At 68.6% G+C, this 15,213-nt stretch carries 11 protein-coding genes; 1 reads left to right on the forward strand and 10 read right to left on the reverse strand.

Translation table 11 applies throughout. The features are described 5' to 3' along the window. Positions 1-122 precede the first annotated feature (122 nt). The gene (locus tag OEB96_RS26420) at positions 123-431 is read left to right on the forward strand and encodes a hypothetical protein (RefSeq protein WP_266219516.1); all 309 of its coding nucleotides are present in this window, start codon (positions 123-125) and stop codon (positions 429-431) included. On the opposite strand, the gene OEB96_RS26425 is transcribed toward OEB96_RS26420, so the two are convergent. From OEB96_RS26425 to OEB96_RS26470, 10 genes are all read right to left on the reverse strand, one after another. After that, complete coding sequence (locus OEB96_RS26425; protein ID WP_266219517.1) at positions 403-1,953, reverse strand: hypothetical protein; 1,551 nt, start codon at positions 1,951-1,953, stop codon at positions 403-405. The two genes, OEB96_RS26420 and OEB96_RS26425, sit on opposite strands and share 29 nt — an antisense overlap. A gap of 4 nt (positions 1,954-1,957) precedes the next feature. Next, entirely contained in the window at positions 1,958-10,399 is an 8,442-nt protein-coding gene (locus tag OEB96_RS26430; protein ID WP_266219518.1) for a DUF3560 domain-containing protein, read from the reverse strand. A gap of 58 nt (positions 10,400-10,457) precedes the next feature. Continuing rightward, a complete protein-coding gene (locus OEB96_RS26435) occupies positions 10,458-10,607 on the reverse strand; it encodes a hypothetical protein (RefSeq protein ID WP_266219519.1) in 150 nt (49 codons plus the stop codon). 166 nt (positions 10,608-10,773) lie between these two features. Next, positions 10,774-10,923, reverse strand: a complete 150-nt coding sequence (locus OEB96_RS26440) for a hypothetical protein (RefSeq protein ID WP_266219520.1) — start codon at positions 10,921-10,923, stop codon at positions 10,774-10,776. A gap of 3 nt (positions 10,924-10,926) precedes the next feature. Next, the gene (locus OEB96_RS26445; RefSeq protein ID WP_266219521.1) at positions 10,927-11,445 is read right to left on the reverse strand and encodes a hypothetical protein; all 519 of its coding nucleotides are present in this window, start codon (positions 11,443-11,445) and stop codon (positions 10,927-10,929) included. Continuing rightward, complete coding sequence (locus tag OEB96_RS26450; RefSeq protein ID WP_266219522.1) at positions 11,445-11,672, reverse strand: hypothetical protein; 228 nt, start codon at positions 11,670-11,672, stop codon at positions 11,445-11,447. The genes OEB96_RS26445 and OEB96_RS26450 overlap by 1 nt, the downstream gene beginning before the upstream one ends. Positions 11,673-11,759: 87 nt before the next feature. Beyond that, on the reverse strand, positions 11,760-12,995 hold the full coding sequence (locus OEB96_RS26455; protein ID WP_266219523.1) for a hypothetical protein: 1,236 nt from the start codon (positions 12,993-12,995) through the stop codon (positions 11,760-11,762). Between the two features lie 96 nt (positions 12,996-13,091). After that, on the reverse strand, positions 13,092-13,331 hold the full coding sequence (locus tag OEB96_RS26460; RefSeq protein WP_266219524.1) for a hypothetical protein: 240 nt from the start codon (positions 13,329-13,331) through the stop codon (positions 13,092-13,094). Beyond that, a complete protein-coding gene (locus OEB96_RS26465; protein WP_266219525.1) occupies positions 13,328-13,987 on the reverse strand; it encodes a hypothetical protein in 660 nt (219 codons plus the stop codon). Before OEB96_RS26465 ends, OEB96_RS26460 begins: the two co-directional genes overlap by 4 nt. A gap of 236 nt (positions 13,988-14,223) precedes the next feature. Continuing rightward, a complete protein-coding gene (locus OEB96_RS26470; protein WP_266219526.1) occupies positions 14,224-15,159 on the reverse strand; it encodes a hypothetical protein in 936 nt (311 codons plus the stop codon). Between the last annotated feature and the right edge of the window lie 54 nt (positions 15,160-15,213).

The raw sequence follows: 15,213 nt of genomic DNA on the forward strand, positions 1-15,213 counted from the left end.
CCCTGAGACGGGGCTCACCAGTGGGCTCTTTCATACCCCCAAGAGCGCCGACCCTGGGTTCTATGCTACCAGGGTCCTCTTGGGCTCACCGTTCCAGGACTGGTCTTGTACTCTCCACCACGATGCGCCCGCTCCTCGGACTCGCCCTCGGTCTCCTCCTTGGTCTCGGTGCATGCGACGACGAGCCACCTCCCGCATCCTCCGGCTGCGGGGACTGGCTGCGGTGCTACGTGGGCTGTCGCGATGCCCAGTACGTTCGCGGCGACGACCAGGCGCTCACGCAAGACGAGCTGCACTCGGCGTGTGAATCGGAGTGCATCGACTTGGTCGACGACACAGTCCCAACGGGACTCGATCTCGCGATGAAGAATCCCGAAGACGTCGCCTACTTCTGGGGAAGGCTCAACGTTTGCCTCGGCGACGACGGCTGACCGAATGCAGCCCCCACAACAGGCCCAACACGCCGAGCCCCACGGCCAGGCCGCCCCCACCCTCTCCGGTGGGCGTCGTCTCGGCGACCACCACGTGGAAGGGAGCGCCGCCCTGGGGCGGAGCGGGCGGTTCGGGTTCCGCGTCCGTACCTCCGAGGGAGGGAGGCTTCTCCGCGGACTTGGACGGTTCGGTGGGTGCCGCGAGTTGGTCGCCGACGGTGGCATCGAACAATGCGGCGCGGTACTCGGGGTCGATCACGTCTCGTTGGTCGACCTGATGCCTTGCAGGATGCTCGAGCAGCAGCGCGCGCATCTGCTGGAGCTTTTCTCGCAGCTTGGCATTGCTGACGAAGGCGGCGCTCTTGGGATCGGCGTAGGCAACCGCGATGGTCTCGAGGTACTGCTCCTGCCGCCGCTCGAGCCGGTCGCACCACGGGTCGACGAACGCCTCGATGATGTCGTCTGGCGGATTCTTCGGCGTCCAGGAGTTCGCAGCGAGGATCCCTCGACGGAGCTCGCCATCGAGCTCCACCACGTGCAGCGGGGCGACGAGCTGCTGCACGATGAGCCGCCGATGCTCTTCGTTGAGCCGGTCGAGCCCCGTGCCCTTGATGCCTCGGCCGAAGTACGCCTCGTAGGCGAAGCCCTTCACCGCGTCGACATGGTCGCGCCAGATGCTACGGACCTCGGAAGGGACCACCGACCACATGGCCGGGCCTGGCCGCTGGACGTGCTGGTCGAGCGCCGTCATGAGCTGTGCTGGGCCGGGGTAGAAGTCACCCACGTCCTGGTGCGTTGCCAACGAGCCTCCGGGACGGCTCGACTTCTTGTGCCAGAAGGCCTGGGTGATGCTGTTGATCTGCTGTGTACCCGGGATGAAGCCGAGACCGCGGCCACCATCCCGCGATCGCATGAGCCATCCATTGTCGATCTCCATGAGCTGGAGGTCGTTGCCGACTCTTGGCAGGAAGAGCCCGGTCCAGTCGCGGGTGGAGAGGGCGGGGAGGAGCTGCGTGTTCATCACGTACTCCTCGTCCTTGCGGTCGTAGACCTGCGGTGGCGGTAGGTAGTCCCGCGCTTGCTCCTGCGGTCGCTTGGAGAGGTCCCAGAGCATCAGCCCCATCTGGCCGATCGCGCGGGCGATGGCACCGACCACGGGGATCGCTGCGAGGGCGTCCACCACGATGCCCACCGCAGTCCGGGTGAGGCGATCGAACAGCTCGTCGAGATCGTCGGGCGGCTGCAGGACGAGCGGGCCGAGGGCATCGACCACCGAGGTGAGGGTGTCCGCGGGCAGGCCGAGCGAGCCTGTACCCTGAAAGAGCATCGCGGATCGCTGCGCGGCTGCCCACGCCCGGGCACCCACGAGGGCATTGCTGTCGAAGCCCGAGATCTTCTGGCCCATGTCGGCCCACAGCGAGCGATCGCCCCGGGCCGCGTCGAGCAGCGCTGGGGAGATCACGCGCGAGACCCAGTAGTCGTCGACCCCGGTCCAGATCTCGTCGTCGCCATCGAGTCGCATCGGCTCACTTCCGATCCCGTGCCAGCGCCTCGGCCTCGGCCTTGGCCTTCTTGGTTTCCTCTAGCCGCTTGGCGGCCACGGCCTCGCGCCGCTTGACGCGACCGAGCGCGCGCTCGAGCTCGGTCTGGGCGCGCTGGTGGTCACGCTTGCGCTGGCGCAGGGTGCCCTGGGCCACGTTGAGCTGGCATCGAGCTTCGCGGACCTTGCGGCGGGCGACCTCGCGGTCCATCGGGATGGCCTTGCGGTTGCGCATGACGGCGTCCGCCTCGCGCAGGGCGGTCTTGAGGTCGCGCTCGTGGTGCTTGACGTGCTCCTCGGCCTTCCTGACCGCGGCGGCGGCGTCCTCGACCCGGCGGCGGTAGGAGGTGGTGTCGATCGCCTCCGCCTGCTTCACGGCGACCGCGGCGGAGCACTGGAAGCGCTGGGCTCGTCGCTCGGCGGCGGTTTGCTTGCGGCGCTGCTCGGCGGTCTTCTTGTGCTCGGCGAGGGCCTTCTTGCGTTCGGCCGCGGTGAGCTTGCGCGAGGGCTTGGGCTTGGTGGCGGTGGAAGGCTTCGACGCGGCTTGCTTTCCGGCGACCGAGCGCGCTCCCTTCTTGGCCGTCGAGGTCTTCTTGGTGGGCTTGGCCGAGGGCTTGCCGGCCTTGGCCGAGGGCTTGCCGGCCTTGGCCGAGGGCTCGGCGCCGTCATCCGACGGCTTTGCAGGCTTGGGCGCCGCCCTGGTCGTGGGTTCCTTGGCGGCCTCGCTGGTCGCCGTGTCCGCAGCCGTCCCCTCTCCCGCCTCTTCCATCAGCCCCGCGGCGATCTGGCACACGGGCGCGCTGCAGACATTCTCCTTGGGGGTCTCGCGCGAGCAGCAAGCCTTCGCCGACGCCGTCCGAGGTGTTGGCTCCTCGTCCTCGCCGTGACTCGTGTCCGGGAACCCGGGCGCGCCCTCCCTACTCTCCTTGGCCGCCCAGTTGGGGTCGTACGCGTCCTCGCACGACTTGCGGAGCTGGCGGAGCTCGCCGGCCACGGCGGGGTAGTTGCATAGGTAGCCCGCCGTTTCTGGATCCGGCTCGCAGGCGTAGTCGGGGATCTTCGAGGGGTCCTCAACCCATCGCGACCATTCAGCGGTCCGTCGCTCGATCACCCGCCGTAGATCATCCGGTAGGCAGCCCTTCGCGCGCTCGTAGGCTTCCTTCAGCTCCTCGAGCTGCTCGCCGATCTCCTTGACGCTCTCCTGCTCGCGGATCGACACGCGTTGCTCGGGCGTCATGGCATCGAGGTCCTCCGCGCGCACGTTCCCGGTGAACGGCCGCCAGTAGAGCCCCGCCTGCGAAGCCCCCGATCTCGGCGCCTCGAAGTACCGCTCGAGCGCCTCGCCGAGCCGCTCCACCTGGGCCCACGGCACGGTCTCCCAGCGCCGCCCCTTGGCCTGGCCCATGAGGTAGGCCAGCGCGCCACGGATCGCCCGAGAGGCGTGCTTCTCCTTCAGGATCCGCTGCCCGGCCGGCGTCTTGGAGAGCTTGCGGTGCCCTCGACCCACGCGTACCTCGATGCCATCCATCCAGTCGCGCAGGCCGTCCCACGGGTCGACCACGTTGTCGAAGTAGTCCTCGTTGTGGTCGTAGAAGATCTTCGCCGCCTTGGCCGGCGAGTCGAACGTGGCGCGCAGTCCGGCTGCCAGCGTGGCCTTGCCCTTCTTGCCCTTGCCCTTCTTGGTGCCCTCGGTCTTCTCGGCCGCGCGCGCGGCCTTCTTGGCCTGGGCCTGACCCGGGTAGTCGGCGGGGCTTTCCACGTCGAAGCGATACCGCCGCTTGCGTGGATCGGGATCGGTGCCATGCCCGATGAGATCCTCCTCGTCGACCTCGACCGTCTCCCCGTCGATGTCCGCGACGATCCGTCCGGTCGAGAGCGTGCCCGGCTCGCTGGGGTCGGCCGGGACACCCGTCGCCACGTCGACGTACTCGAGCCGCGCCAGCGGGGTCGCGCGGTAGCGGTCCTCGTCAGTTCTCTCCACCAGCCCACGACCCTCCATGCCCTCCAACGCACGCGCCTCGTCGATGTTGTCGGGCTCGATCCCGTCGTCGCCCTGGTCGAGCAGCGACCGCATGAGATCCTCCTCGAACGAGTCGAGCGGCGGAGGGCTCGATGCCTTGGTGTCATCCGAACTCGACCCTCCGTTTGTCGATGATCGCGACGCCTCGGTGCCCGGCGAGCCCGGGCCACCGTCGCTCGAAGGGCTCGTGCCGCCGTTGGGGGGCCGTGGCTCGAGCTCGGCCACGATCTGCGCACGGTCATAGTGGCCGTCGATGGTGACCAGGGCCCCGAGCGGCTCGGTGTGATAGCGCGAGAACACGTCCGGTCGACGACGCCCCTTCCACGCCACGACCACCACCGGCCGGTAGCTCGGATCCTGGTGCGTCGGCAACGTGTGGAGCTTGGCTTGCTCGGCCCTCACACGCCGGGCCAGGTCAGGCGACAGCTTGATCGGCGCGATGGTGACCGCAGGCTTCGCCGACGCCGGCCGGTCGTTCGCTGCGGGAGCGTTGGTCGTCAACCCGGCTGCCTCGGTGACGCTCCGGCCCTTGGTCGTCGATTTTCCGTGCCGCTCGGTCGCCGCCCTGCGAGACGCTTCCGGCAAGGTACCGCCCCTCCGGTCCAGCTGAGTCTCGTCCGCGCCCTCATGCCCCAGGGGCGGAAACCCCCAACTCCGCCCCTCGGGTCCCCAGATGCGCTCCTCTTCTGCGATGTGCTTCTCCCGGGCGATGCGCTGTACGTGCTCGCGATGCCGCTCCTTCAACCCTGCCCGTGCGGTCCATTCGTCGTCGTAGGCGTGCTCGTCGTCCCACTCGGGGTCGTCGTGCAGCCGGCCCATGGTGAAGCCCTCGAGCACGCGCCAGTTTCCGTAACCGTCGTAGGCCACGACCATGCCGATGGAGTAGCCGCGGCTCTCGTCGGTCGGCATGAAGGTGTCCTCGAGCACATGGAACGAGACGTTCTCGTCGGGCCCGTCCAGGTCATCGCCCACGGGGAACACCCGCCCCATGTCTTCGCGATGCGGGGTCACGTAGAGGCGTGTGATGAGGTTGACCTCTCGTGGGTCGAGGCTCTCCAGCACCTTCCGACCGAGCTCGGTCGGTTCCACCACCAGGGGGGCACCCGGGAGGGAGCCGTCCTCGCCGCCCAGATCGACGTCCTGGCGTCGATGCATGAGCCCCACGGCGCGAAGGCTGTCGTACTCGTCCCGGGCGTCACGGCCCGAGTGACGAAGATCTAGCCAGTGCATCGCCGTGCGCTTCATCAACCGCAGGCCCTTGGCGCCGATGTCGGTCGCACGTGGTGCGCGTACGCGATTCGTCAGCAGATGGAGGTGGTACTTCCGGGTGGGTGCCACCTCATGGCCGAACGGCGCGAACCCGGGAGCCATGACCTCCGCGGTGCGCTGCCCGGGTGCGTGGCGCACGACGATGCCGAACCGCTTGATCATGCCGGACTCGTGATGCTCGAACTTCACGATCTGGCCGTTGCGGATCTCCTGAGTGGGCGTGGTGCTCTCTGGCTTTGGTGCGTCGTCGGGATGCTGGCGGCTGCGCGAGGCACCACAAACGACGCAGCTCTCCCGGTGCTCGTCGACGGTCTGGTAGTCGTGCGTGGTGCAGTAGATGCGTCCGCCCCGAACCTCGTGCGACGGGCGAGGACGGCGGTACTCGGGCTCCGGGTCGGGCTCGCCGTCTGGGTAGTGGCGCTTGCGGGTGTAGCCGCAGGCGTTGCACTTCTCCCGGTGAGCATCGAGGGGCTCGAAGTCGTGCGTGGTGCAGAGGACGCGGCCGTCGCGGACCACATGGGATGGATCCGGGCGGCTGTACGGTCGCTTCGTGGTCGCGCCCGGTTTGGTGGGGCTCCGATCGGTCTCCTGCGCCGGCGTCGAGGACTTGCTCGAGCTCTTGGCCTTCGCGGGGTTCGGCTTGGACTTGGATTTGGGCTTCGGCTCGTCCGTCACTCCCCACTTCGGGCCGGCCATGATCCGCACGTACCCTCGTGGTGCCGTGAGGATCTCGACCTCGCCGCGCTTGGCCATCGCCTTGATCGCGCGAACGTGGCGGGGCTCGTGCTTGGTGGAGAACTCGGAGACCCCGTTGGGGCCATCGTCGGCGATCCGGTTGGTCAGGACGGCGCGAACCTGACGCTCGATGAAGCCTCGGGGGATCCGATCGGTGGAACGCAGCGGTTCGAACGGGTGCCGTCGGCCGGCGGGGGCCGGCGGCCGTATGGGCGGCGATGCCTCGATCACGTGAAAGGTGGCGTTGCCGTCGCGGATCTCCGACTCGCGCGCGAGCTCGGGATCCATCGCTCGTTTGGGATCGGCCCCGTGCAGTCGCAGCAGCCCGTCACGGTTGGCCCGGGCCAGCCGCGCCTTGAAGGCATCGATGGACGCACCCGCCAGCACCGGCTGGTCTCGTACGGCCTTCCACACCGCGGAGATGAGCACGAAGTCGTCACCGTGCCGGCCTTCGTCGCCCATGCGGTTAGCGACCGTTTGGATCTCACCCACCCAAGGCCGGATGCGCATCATCGTCGCGGCCGGTGCCTGGTCCTCGCTGTCCTCGCTGGCGACCGGTGGTGGTGTCGGTGATGCAGCTCGGCCTTCGCTGGCGTTCGACGGCTCGCTCACCACCTTGGTGAGCACCGGATCGGACGTGTCCGCAGGCGGCCGCTTCGCGCGACGCTCGGCCAGCTCCTCGGCACGCATCCGCTCGAGCACCGCGGGGTCGGGCTTGCCCACGTCGAACAACGCCGGCTGATGATCCGTGGGAACCTGTACGCGCTTGCCCTCACCGGGCGGGGCCGTCAGGGCGAAGCCCTCCTCTTCGACCGTCCACAAGCTGCCCGGGGCTGCGTCGCCCCGCGGCGTGTCCTTCTCGTCCGCCATGGGTTCCTCCTCGGCCGCGTCGGCGACCGTCGTGTCCTCGGGTTGGGCGACCTTGGGCTCGAGCATTCGAGGCGGGGTGGGCTCGGCCGCGTCCTCCGCCACGATCTGCTTGCCGATCTCCTGCTCGATGTCCCGCATCGCGGCGGCGATCGCCTCGGGCTCGGCCGTCCCCGTCTCCGAAGCGGTGTAGAACGTGGACTCCTTCGGGCCGCGTACGGTGACCTCGACCTTGCCGTGACGGTCCCTGATCTTCAGCGATCGACTCTCACGCTCCCACGGGCGCAGCTCGGGGTGCTGCCGCCAGTAGGCCAGGTTGAAGCGCTTGCGGCCGACCTCGCCGAGCTCCTGTGCCGTGCGGTACACCGCCAGCAGATCGCGACCGTCGGCCTCGCGCACGACCCCTCGCGCGGCGGCCCGTCGCTCGCTCTCCTCGTCCCGCGCCCTGGCCCTGCGCTTCACCTCGTCGATCGAGGTCTCGCCACGACACAGCTCGAGGGCCTCATATCGCTCCCCGAAGCGCAGCCCGAAGACATCCATCATGACCTGCCGAGCGGAATCGAAGTCGATCTTGCAAAGCCGCGGGTAGACGACCTCGGGATCGGATTTCGGGTCGTAGAGCGCAGGGTCGAGCGCGTCGCGGAGATTCTCGAGCCGTTCCTTGGCGTTGCCCAGGATGCGATCGCGGATCTTCCCGGCGAGCTCCGGTGTGGGTGTCTCTTCGCCGCGGCCGATCCTCCAAAGAGGGATCTCGAGGTTGTGCCAGATGACCAGACGGGCGTTCTCGACGAGCTTGGGGAACCAGTGGCGATCGCGATCGGCCGAGATCTCCTTCATGCGGTCGGCCCACGTGCTGGCCTCGCGATGGAGCTCGACCACCTTCGGGTGCTGCTCGAGACTGCGGATGATCCCCTCGAAGTCGTGCTTGCCGTACACCGACCCACGCAGCGGTGGGGGCGGCCATGCGTCGTTCTCCAGCGCGACCACTCCACGCGCTTGACCGAGGTCGGTCTTGAGCTGCTCCGGGTGCCGCAGGTTTCGCTTGGAGATGAGCTGGGCCATCTCCTGCCCGACGCCCAGGCGCTCGGCGGCTAGCAGGGCGGGGTGCACCTCGTAGCCGTTGAGCGCGGCGGTACCGATGCCGTGCTTCTTGGCGAGCGCCTCCACGTCGACCTTGGCGCCGCGCTTTCCCTTCGTGGTGGGCTTGGCCGGTGCGGTGGCCTCGGCCGTGCCCTCCTCGCCGGCCTCCTGCTCGACCCGACGCATCAGCGCCTCGATGGCGGCCTGCTCGTCGGTTCCAAGCCGTAGCGATACGCTGAACCCCCAGTCCTTCGGACCGCGAACCATCGCCTCGACCTTCGCCCCCTCGTTGGTCACGGTGAGCGCCCGTCGGCTGCGGGCAGGCTTCGCGAGCCCGGGATGGAGCCGCCAGTAGGCCGCGTTGAAGCGCCCCTTGGTGACCTCGCCGCGCGAGGCTGCCTCGCGGTGCACATTCAGCAACTCGCGTGCATCGGCCTCGCGAAGGGCTCGCTCGCGCTCCTTCCTCTCCCGCTCTTCCTCCGCCCGCTTCGCGGCGCCCTCGGCCAGGGTCTCGAGCGTGATCTCGCCGTCGCAAAGCTCGTCTGCCTCCTCGTCCTTGTCCTCCCAGTGGAACTCGACGCCGAAGACGTCCTCCAGGACCATCCTCGCGGTCGTGGAGTCGAGCTTGCACAGCCGCGGATAGACGGCCTTGGGGTCGGACTTCGGATCGTAGAGCGAGGGATCCTGCGCCTCGCGAAGCTCCTGGAGCTGCCGCTTGGCACGCGCGACGCCGGCATCGCGGGCGGCACGAGCGAGCGCGGGCGTGGGCGTCTCGCCACGAGCGATCTCGAAGGCGTAGTGGGCTCGTGTGTCGTGCACGACGCTGGTGGCATCGCGGACGACCTTCGGGAACCATCGAATGTGGCGGCCGCCCGTGATGGCCTTCATGCGCTCGGGCCACGTGCGCGCCTCGGCGAGCAGCTCGGCGATCACGGGGTGGTGCTCCAGGCTCAGCAGAACCCCGCGGAAGTCGTCCTTGCCGTAGGTCTCGCCGCGCAACGGTGTCGGGGGCCACGCGTCGCGCTCGAACGCGAGGATCCCCCGCGCTTGCCCGTGGGCGAGCAGCACGTCCTCGTCGCGCAGCTTCGATCGGAAGTGCCGTACGAGCTGGGGGCCCACGCCGATCCGTTCGGCCTCGACCAGCGCGTCGGTGAGCTGCTGGCCGGTGTAGCGGTCGGGGTCGGCGTGCTTGGCGAGCATCTGCTCGGCGGTCGTGGTGGGCGAGGACGGAGCTGCGGTCGTGGTGGGCGAGGGAGGGGGCGCGGCCAGGGATGACGGGACTCGAGCCTCCGCGCCCGCTGGTGCTGCCGCGCTCGTCTCCGGCGAGGGGGTGGTTGCAGTCGCCGAGGGTGCTCGAGCGTCCCGGCTCGCCGGGGCCGTCGAGATCCTGCCCGGGGCCGGCGTGCTCGGTGACACCTTGCGTGCCTCGACCGTCGCCTTGGGTGCCCACACGCGGTCGTAGGCGACCCGCTGCACGTACTTCAGCCGCGGACCGTCCATCCCGACGGCGCGGTCGAAGCGGAGCTCGACGAGCTGCGACAGCGGCTTCTGCACCGTGGCCCCGCCCTTGTTGGTGAGCACGCGGTCGCCCTTGCGCAGCACGAGCTGGCTCGTGGGCATGTAGCCCGCCTCGTCGAGCACCCGCCGGTAGTGCGCGTGCTTCTGCCGATTCTCCTCGGCGGCCGTCTGCAGCCGCGCCAACCACTCGCCCGTGGCCGGCCTATCGGGGGTGAGGCCGCGCCAGCCGCTCGGGGTCTTGCCGGTGATCTTCACCTCGAGCTCGCGCGCTTCCTTGGCCAGCTCGAGCACCCGACGTAGCGCGAACCCGGGCTTTTCGTGCTTGGCCACGCTGTGCTCGGCGGACTGGGCTCGGCGGCGGGCATCCTTTGCGCCGTCGCTGGCCTCGACCGACCGCCGCATCGAAGCATCGGCGCGGGAGAGATCCCTGCGGTGCCGTCCCTCGCTGTGATGCCCCACGAGGATCGGCTGCCCCATCGGGATCCTGTCGAGCACCGCCCGCCCCTTCTGGTACTCAGCGGCCGCCTGAGCTGCGAGCCGGTCCGCTCGCTCTTCGAGCCGCTCGGCACGGTCGAGGGCTCGCTCGCTGCGCTCCTCGAGCACCTCGCCGAAGTCACGCACGTCCTCTGGCCGCGGCTCCTGGTAGTCGACCCGCACGTTGGGCACGCCGGCCTTGGTGAGCCCCCGGGCGTACTCCTCCACCTGGTAGCTCGACAGCGCCCGGTCGCGCGTCCGCGGCACGCCCCACTTGCGCAGCGACCGAAACCACCGCCAGCGCGGGTATGCCTTCTTCACCTCGTTGCGGTGCGGATAGGTCTCGCCCTCGAGCAGGATCCCGTCGGCGTAGCGGTACCGCACCACCACTTCGGCCGGCCTGGCGTCGGCGGCCGCGGAGGTCGAGGGCTCGCTCGTGGAGTCGGTCGTGGTGGTCTCGGGCATCGATCACCTCGCGAAGATCCACGCCGCGGCCGAGCGCGGCCCGGCCGTGGCGTGGGGCTCAGGTCGATTCGTGGTCGTCCCCCTTGCGGCCGAGCAGCTTGGCCAGGCGCTCGTTGGTCCGCGCTCGCACGCGGCGGAACACATCGAGCGGCCCGCGACGCGTGAGCTCGCGGCCCACCGCCTCGAGCTGCTCGAGCTGCGCGGCCATCGAAGGGTCGACCAGGTCGGACGGCCCCCGCCCCTGACATGCACGTTGGACGAGGGTTGGAGAAGGGCCCGGAGTTGGGACCGTCCGCCTGGTCGTGAAGAAGTCGAGGAGGTCGAGACCCGGCCGCGCACCCTTGGCACGCGACCGGCCGCGACGGGAGCGAGCCTCAGGCTTGGCCATGGGCGGGCTCCTCGTCGTCGGCCGGCCTTGGCAGGTCGGCCAAGTGCAGGATGAGCACGAGCACGAACGCGCCGAACGGGCAGTACCGCGGGTGCTTGGCATCGCGCCGATGCATCGGCCGGGTCTCGGTGGGCATGGCTCAGCTCATGCCGGGGACCACGCTGGGCGTGGGCTCGGGGTCGTCGTCGTCCTCGGGCGCCTCGGCCTGGTTGGCCTTGGTGCCCCGCGTCAGGTTGGCGAGCCAGCGGTCGATGCCGAGCTCCATGGCCGCGTCGAGCAGCGAGCGCAGGTCGAGCTCGATGGTGCCGTCGTCGTCCTCGTCGAGCGGCGGCGGCTCCGGGCGCGGCGGCTTGGGGATGCAGCCCATGCACGGCGCCGAGTAGGGGGCGGGCGGGGGCGGGGTGCTGCGGGCGCCCAGCCAGTGCCCCAGCAGCGCGGTGCCGGCGGGGATGAGCGCCAGCAACAGCTCCCGCTGACTCCGTTCCTGGGCCACCCGGTCCCCGAGGGCCATCTCGTGCGACTCCCGGTCGAGCGCCAGTGCCTGCTGGTGCGCCTTGGCGTCGGAGACCGACCGCCACAGCGCAGCCACTCCGAACAGCATCGCCGCGATGCCCAGCAGCACCAGCGCGGTCGCGAGCCCTTGGTCGAGGGTCTCCATCACTCACCCCCTTCCTCGGCGTCCGGCGAGGGCTCGACGAGCTCCATCACCAGGTGCACGCGCTTGCTCGCGCCGCCGCTCTCGAAGACCTTGCGGTCCACCAGGCGGTAGCCTTCTTGGGCCTGGGTCTCGAGCCAGGTCGCCTGGGCGGCCTCTTGCTCGGGGCCGACCACCGGGAAGCCCTGGCAGACGTAGATGGGTTTGGTCGGGTTGGTTTCTTCGGGCATGTCGTCTTCTCTTCGTGTGCAATGGGTCGAGCGACCCGTGAGCGGGTCGGGGTTGGAGCGGGAGATCTGCGGGGCGAGCCCGGGCCGTCAGCGGCCGCGGACTTCCTTGATGAGCTGGCCGAGCGCGAGGGCCGGCTGGATGCCGAGCACGTCGACGAGCTGGGCCATCAGCGCCTGCGTGGCGGCCTCACCCTTGGCCGTCCACGACTCGCCGAGCTTGGTGAAGATGGCCGAGAACTCCTCGTCGTCGGCCGCCTCGCGAGCCGCCTCGATGAGCGACCAGTCGTCCTCGGAGAGCATCGCGCGGGCCTTGGTGATGCCCTCGGCGGGCACCTTGGCCAGTGCCTGCTCGAGCCGCTGGGCGTAGCGCGACGACGAGGGCTTGGGCGCGGCGGGCTCGGACGGCGGCGGGGTGGCGGTGGTGGTGCCCTTGGCCTTCGCCTTGCTCCGCGGCGGCTCCTTCGCGGCGGGCTCGGACGGCGACGTGGCCTGTCCCGGCTGCGCCGCACCCTGCCCCTGCGCCGCGGCGGCCTGCTGCATGATCGCTTCGATCACCTTCCGCACCAGCACCATCAGGTCGGGCCCGGCGATGTCGATCGACTTGCCGAACATCTCCGCCCGCTGGCTCGAGCGTTGCTTGGAGAGGTCGTGCTCCATCCACCGCTGCTCGCGGGTGGACTCGTGCTCGAGGATCGACAGCACCTGCTGGAGGTCCTGCTGCCGCCCCCCACCGAGCTGGTCGCCGAGCTGCTCGAGCAGCTCCGCCGACTTGCCCAGGATCGTCGGGTACTGCCGCACCACGTCCATCAGCACGCGGAACAGCGCATCGTTCTGGCGCTGGAGCTGCAAGTTGGCAGCCATCAGCGCGTCGTGGTGCTCGCGGCTCTCCGAGGCCGTGGCCGGGTCGGCCCCCACCGCCCCGAACATCGTGGCGGGGAGCAGGAAGCGGAACAGCTCCTCCTGCTCCTCGTCGCCGTCCTCGCCCTCGATGCGGCGCAGGCCCACCACGCGGTAGTTCTTGCGGTCGTTGGTCTCTTCGGTGTGCTGGCGCGCCGTGTCGATGATCTCGGCCGCGAGATCGGCCGGCGGCATGCCGCCGATCAGGAGCAGGCCGCCATCGTCATCGGTCAGATCGTCGCCATGGCCATCGTCCTCCCAGCGGTGCTCGGTGGGGACGTAGCCGGCCTTGCCCATCTGCCGTCGCAGCTCGATCACGTCGAAGCCCTCCGCGGCATGGCGCGCGAGAACCTTCTCGAGCAGGCGGGTTCGAGAGTCGTTGTGGGGGGAGGTGGGGTCGTCGGTTCGTACGTGGCGGAAGGTCATGAGGTGCTCGTGCGGGGCACCTCGTCCAACGTTGGGTTAGTGAACACGAAAGCGGGGGCGGGGGCAAATGGCTGCGCAGGTGACGAATTCGGGGAGTTAGGTGGGCGGTGGGCTCGGTTGCCGCCGAAGCTGGCGCAGCTCGGCCAAGACGCAAACGCCGGTGAAGCGAACGGTCCCGGGCTGTTCCTTCGAGAAGTGGAGGATCGGCGGGATCTCGGCCCACCGCTCGGCACCGATGGACGACTGCGAGAGGAGCCGGTTGCCGCTGAAGTCGTCCCGGGCCCGCCGGTGATCCGCCTTCGCGTCGCCCCAGTAGTAACTCAGCGGCCGCATCATTCTCGTCCCTTGTCATGACTGAACGCGGATAGGGGTAGCTTCGGCTTTTTGCCGGAATACATCACCCTACGCTCATACCGTCTCATGTAGGCCACTGTCTTCTCGACATTCGCCAAGGCCCGGGCAGTTTCCTTTTTAGATGGCGTCAGGTCTGGCGACGGGCGCCACTTGTAGTGCACAAATGCATTCCGAAGATCGGCCACCTTGAGCATCAGTTTCGCATGATGAGTCGCCACAAGAGGAAGGCATAGTAGCTTTAGAAGCCAGCCAAGCTTTGCAGACATGCTCGTCTCGCGAATCATTGAGATCGCCTCCTTTTCTGTCATTCCAACACTATCTGATCGGTGCAGAAGAAGGGCATTTATCGAATGCTCAAACCATGTGGCGTACAGAAGAATCGACAGATCCTGATATCCTTCAGTCCGCTTTCTGCGCGCATCCGCAAGCAGTGTACATCTATGATCAATTTTCACATCTAGGTCGCCACCGCTCTTCCTCCACTTCAGCCAAAATGACAGAACTTCTCTAATAAGATCTTCCTTGGTCTTGTCCGCCGGGACAATGGTGCCATCGGCTATTAGCCCATGAAGAAGCGACTCAACGAGGGCGCGAGTTAGTTCTTGAGTTTCGCTCTTTTTGCTCCCCTTGGTCGACATGATCTTTCAAAAAGATATCAGATCTTCTCACGCCACGCACTTAGCACGGGACCTTCATTTGCGCGCGCGCCACGCAGTCCGTTCAGTGGACATCCTTTCCAACCATGTTCGATGCCCCGGTTCCCACTTGCCGCCTCGCCAGCAACCGGTCCCTCGACACCAACTCCACCGGGTACCGGTGCTCGAAGCCCCCTATTGGCAACTGGCGTGTAGAGTACGAGGTCGTCACGAACACGCTAGTCGCGCGACGTCCCGCGGGCCCACCGAATTCCGGCCGGGGGCATGCCGTTTGACCTCGCCCTGGAGCGGCACGGAGTCGGCCAAAGTGGCGGGAGCTCGAGCGACCCGTGGAAGTCGAAGCCACCGTCCTTGTGGAGCCGAGTCCCTTCGATGCTGTACCTAACCTCGGACTCGCGGAAGGCCCGGACCACGAGACGCTCGAAGGTCGAGGGCGGGAGCTGATGGAGATCGTGGAGCACCCGGCGGTCTGCGGTGCCGTCCGGCGGCAGCTGCTCGTCGCGGTCGCGGACTCGCTTCGCATGGAGCCGTAAGCGATCGCGAACCCCACTGGTGGCGTAGAGCCGCCAGGGCAGCGATGCCTGTACCTCCTGCCCGCGTCGACGGCCTTCGATCCACGCCAGGGGGACCCGCTCGATCGGGAGGACCTCGAGCTCGGCCCGGTAGTTGCGAACCCGCTTGCCGCGGTCCTCGAACCAGGCGTCCCGCAGCTCGGCCAAGGCGCAGACGCCGGTGAAGCGAACGGTCCCGCGCTGTTCCTTCGAGAAGTGGAGGATCGGCGGGATCTCGGCCCACCGCTCGGCACCGATAGACGACCAGATCTGCGAGAGGAGTCGGTTGCCGCTGAAGTCGTCCCGGGCTCGCCGGTGATCCGCCTTCGCGTCGCCCCAGTAATAGATGCGCCCGCGGCTCAGATCGACGATGTCCTCCCAGGGGTTGTACCGCGCGCCGGAGATCGAGCGACTCACCAAGACGAGCGCAGCAAGATCCGGCGCGTAGGAGCCTCGCCTGGTGCGCTTGGTGCGGTAGACCTCCCGCATGCCTCCGGTGGCCTTGATCCGCAGCCAGCGCATGAACTGGTTCGGGCCGTCGCGACGGTCCTGGTAGATCTGATCGAGAACGTAGGCGGGGGGCTCGACGACGGTGGTGGCCACAGCTGGTCCAGGGTACCGCCCGGGTTGTCGGATCTCGAGGGACCAGGGAACAGG

Source organism: Paraliomyxa miuraensis (assembly GCF_026337845.1).
Taxonomy (GTDB): domain Bacteria; phylum Myxococcota_A; class Polyangia; order Nannocystales; family Nannocystaceae; genus Paraliomyxa; species Paraliomyxa miuraensis.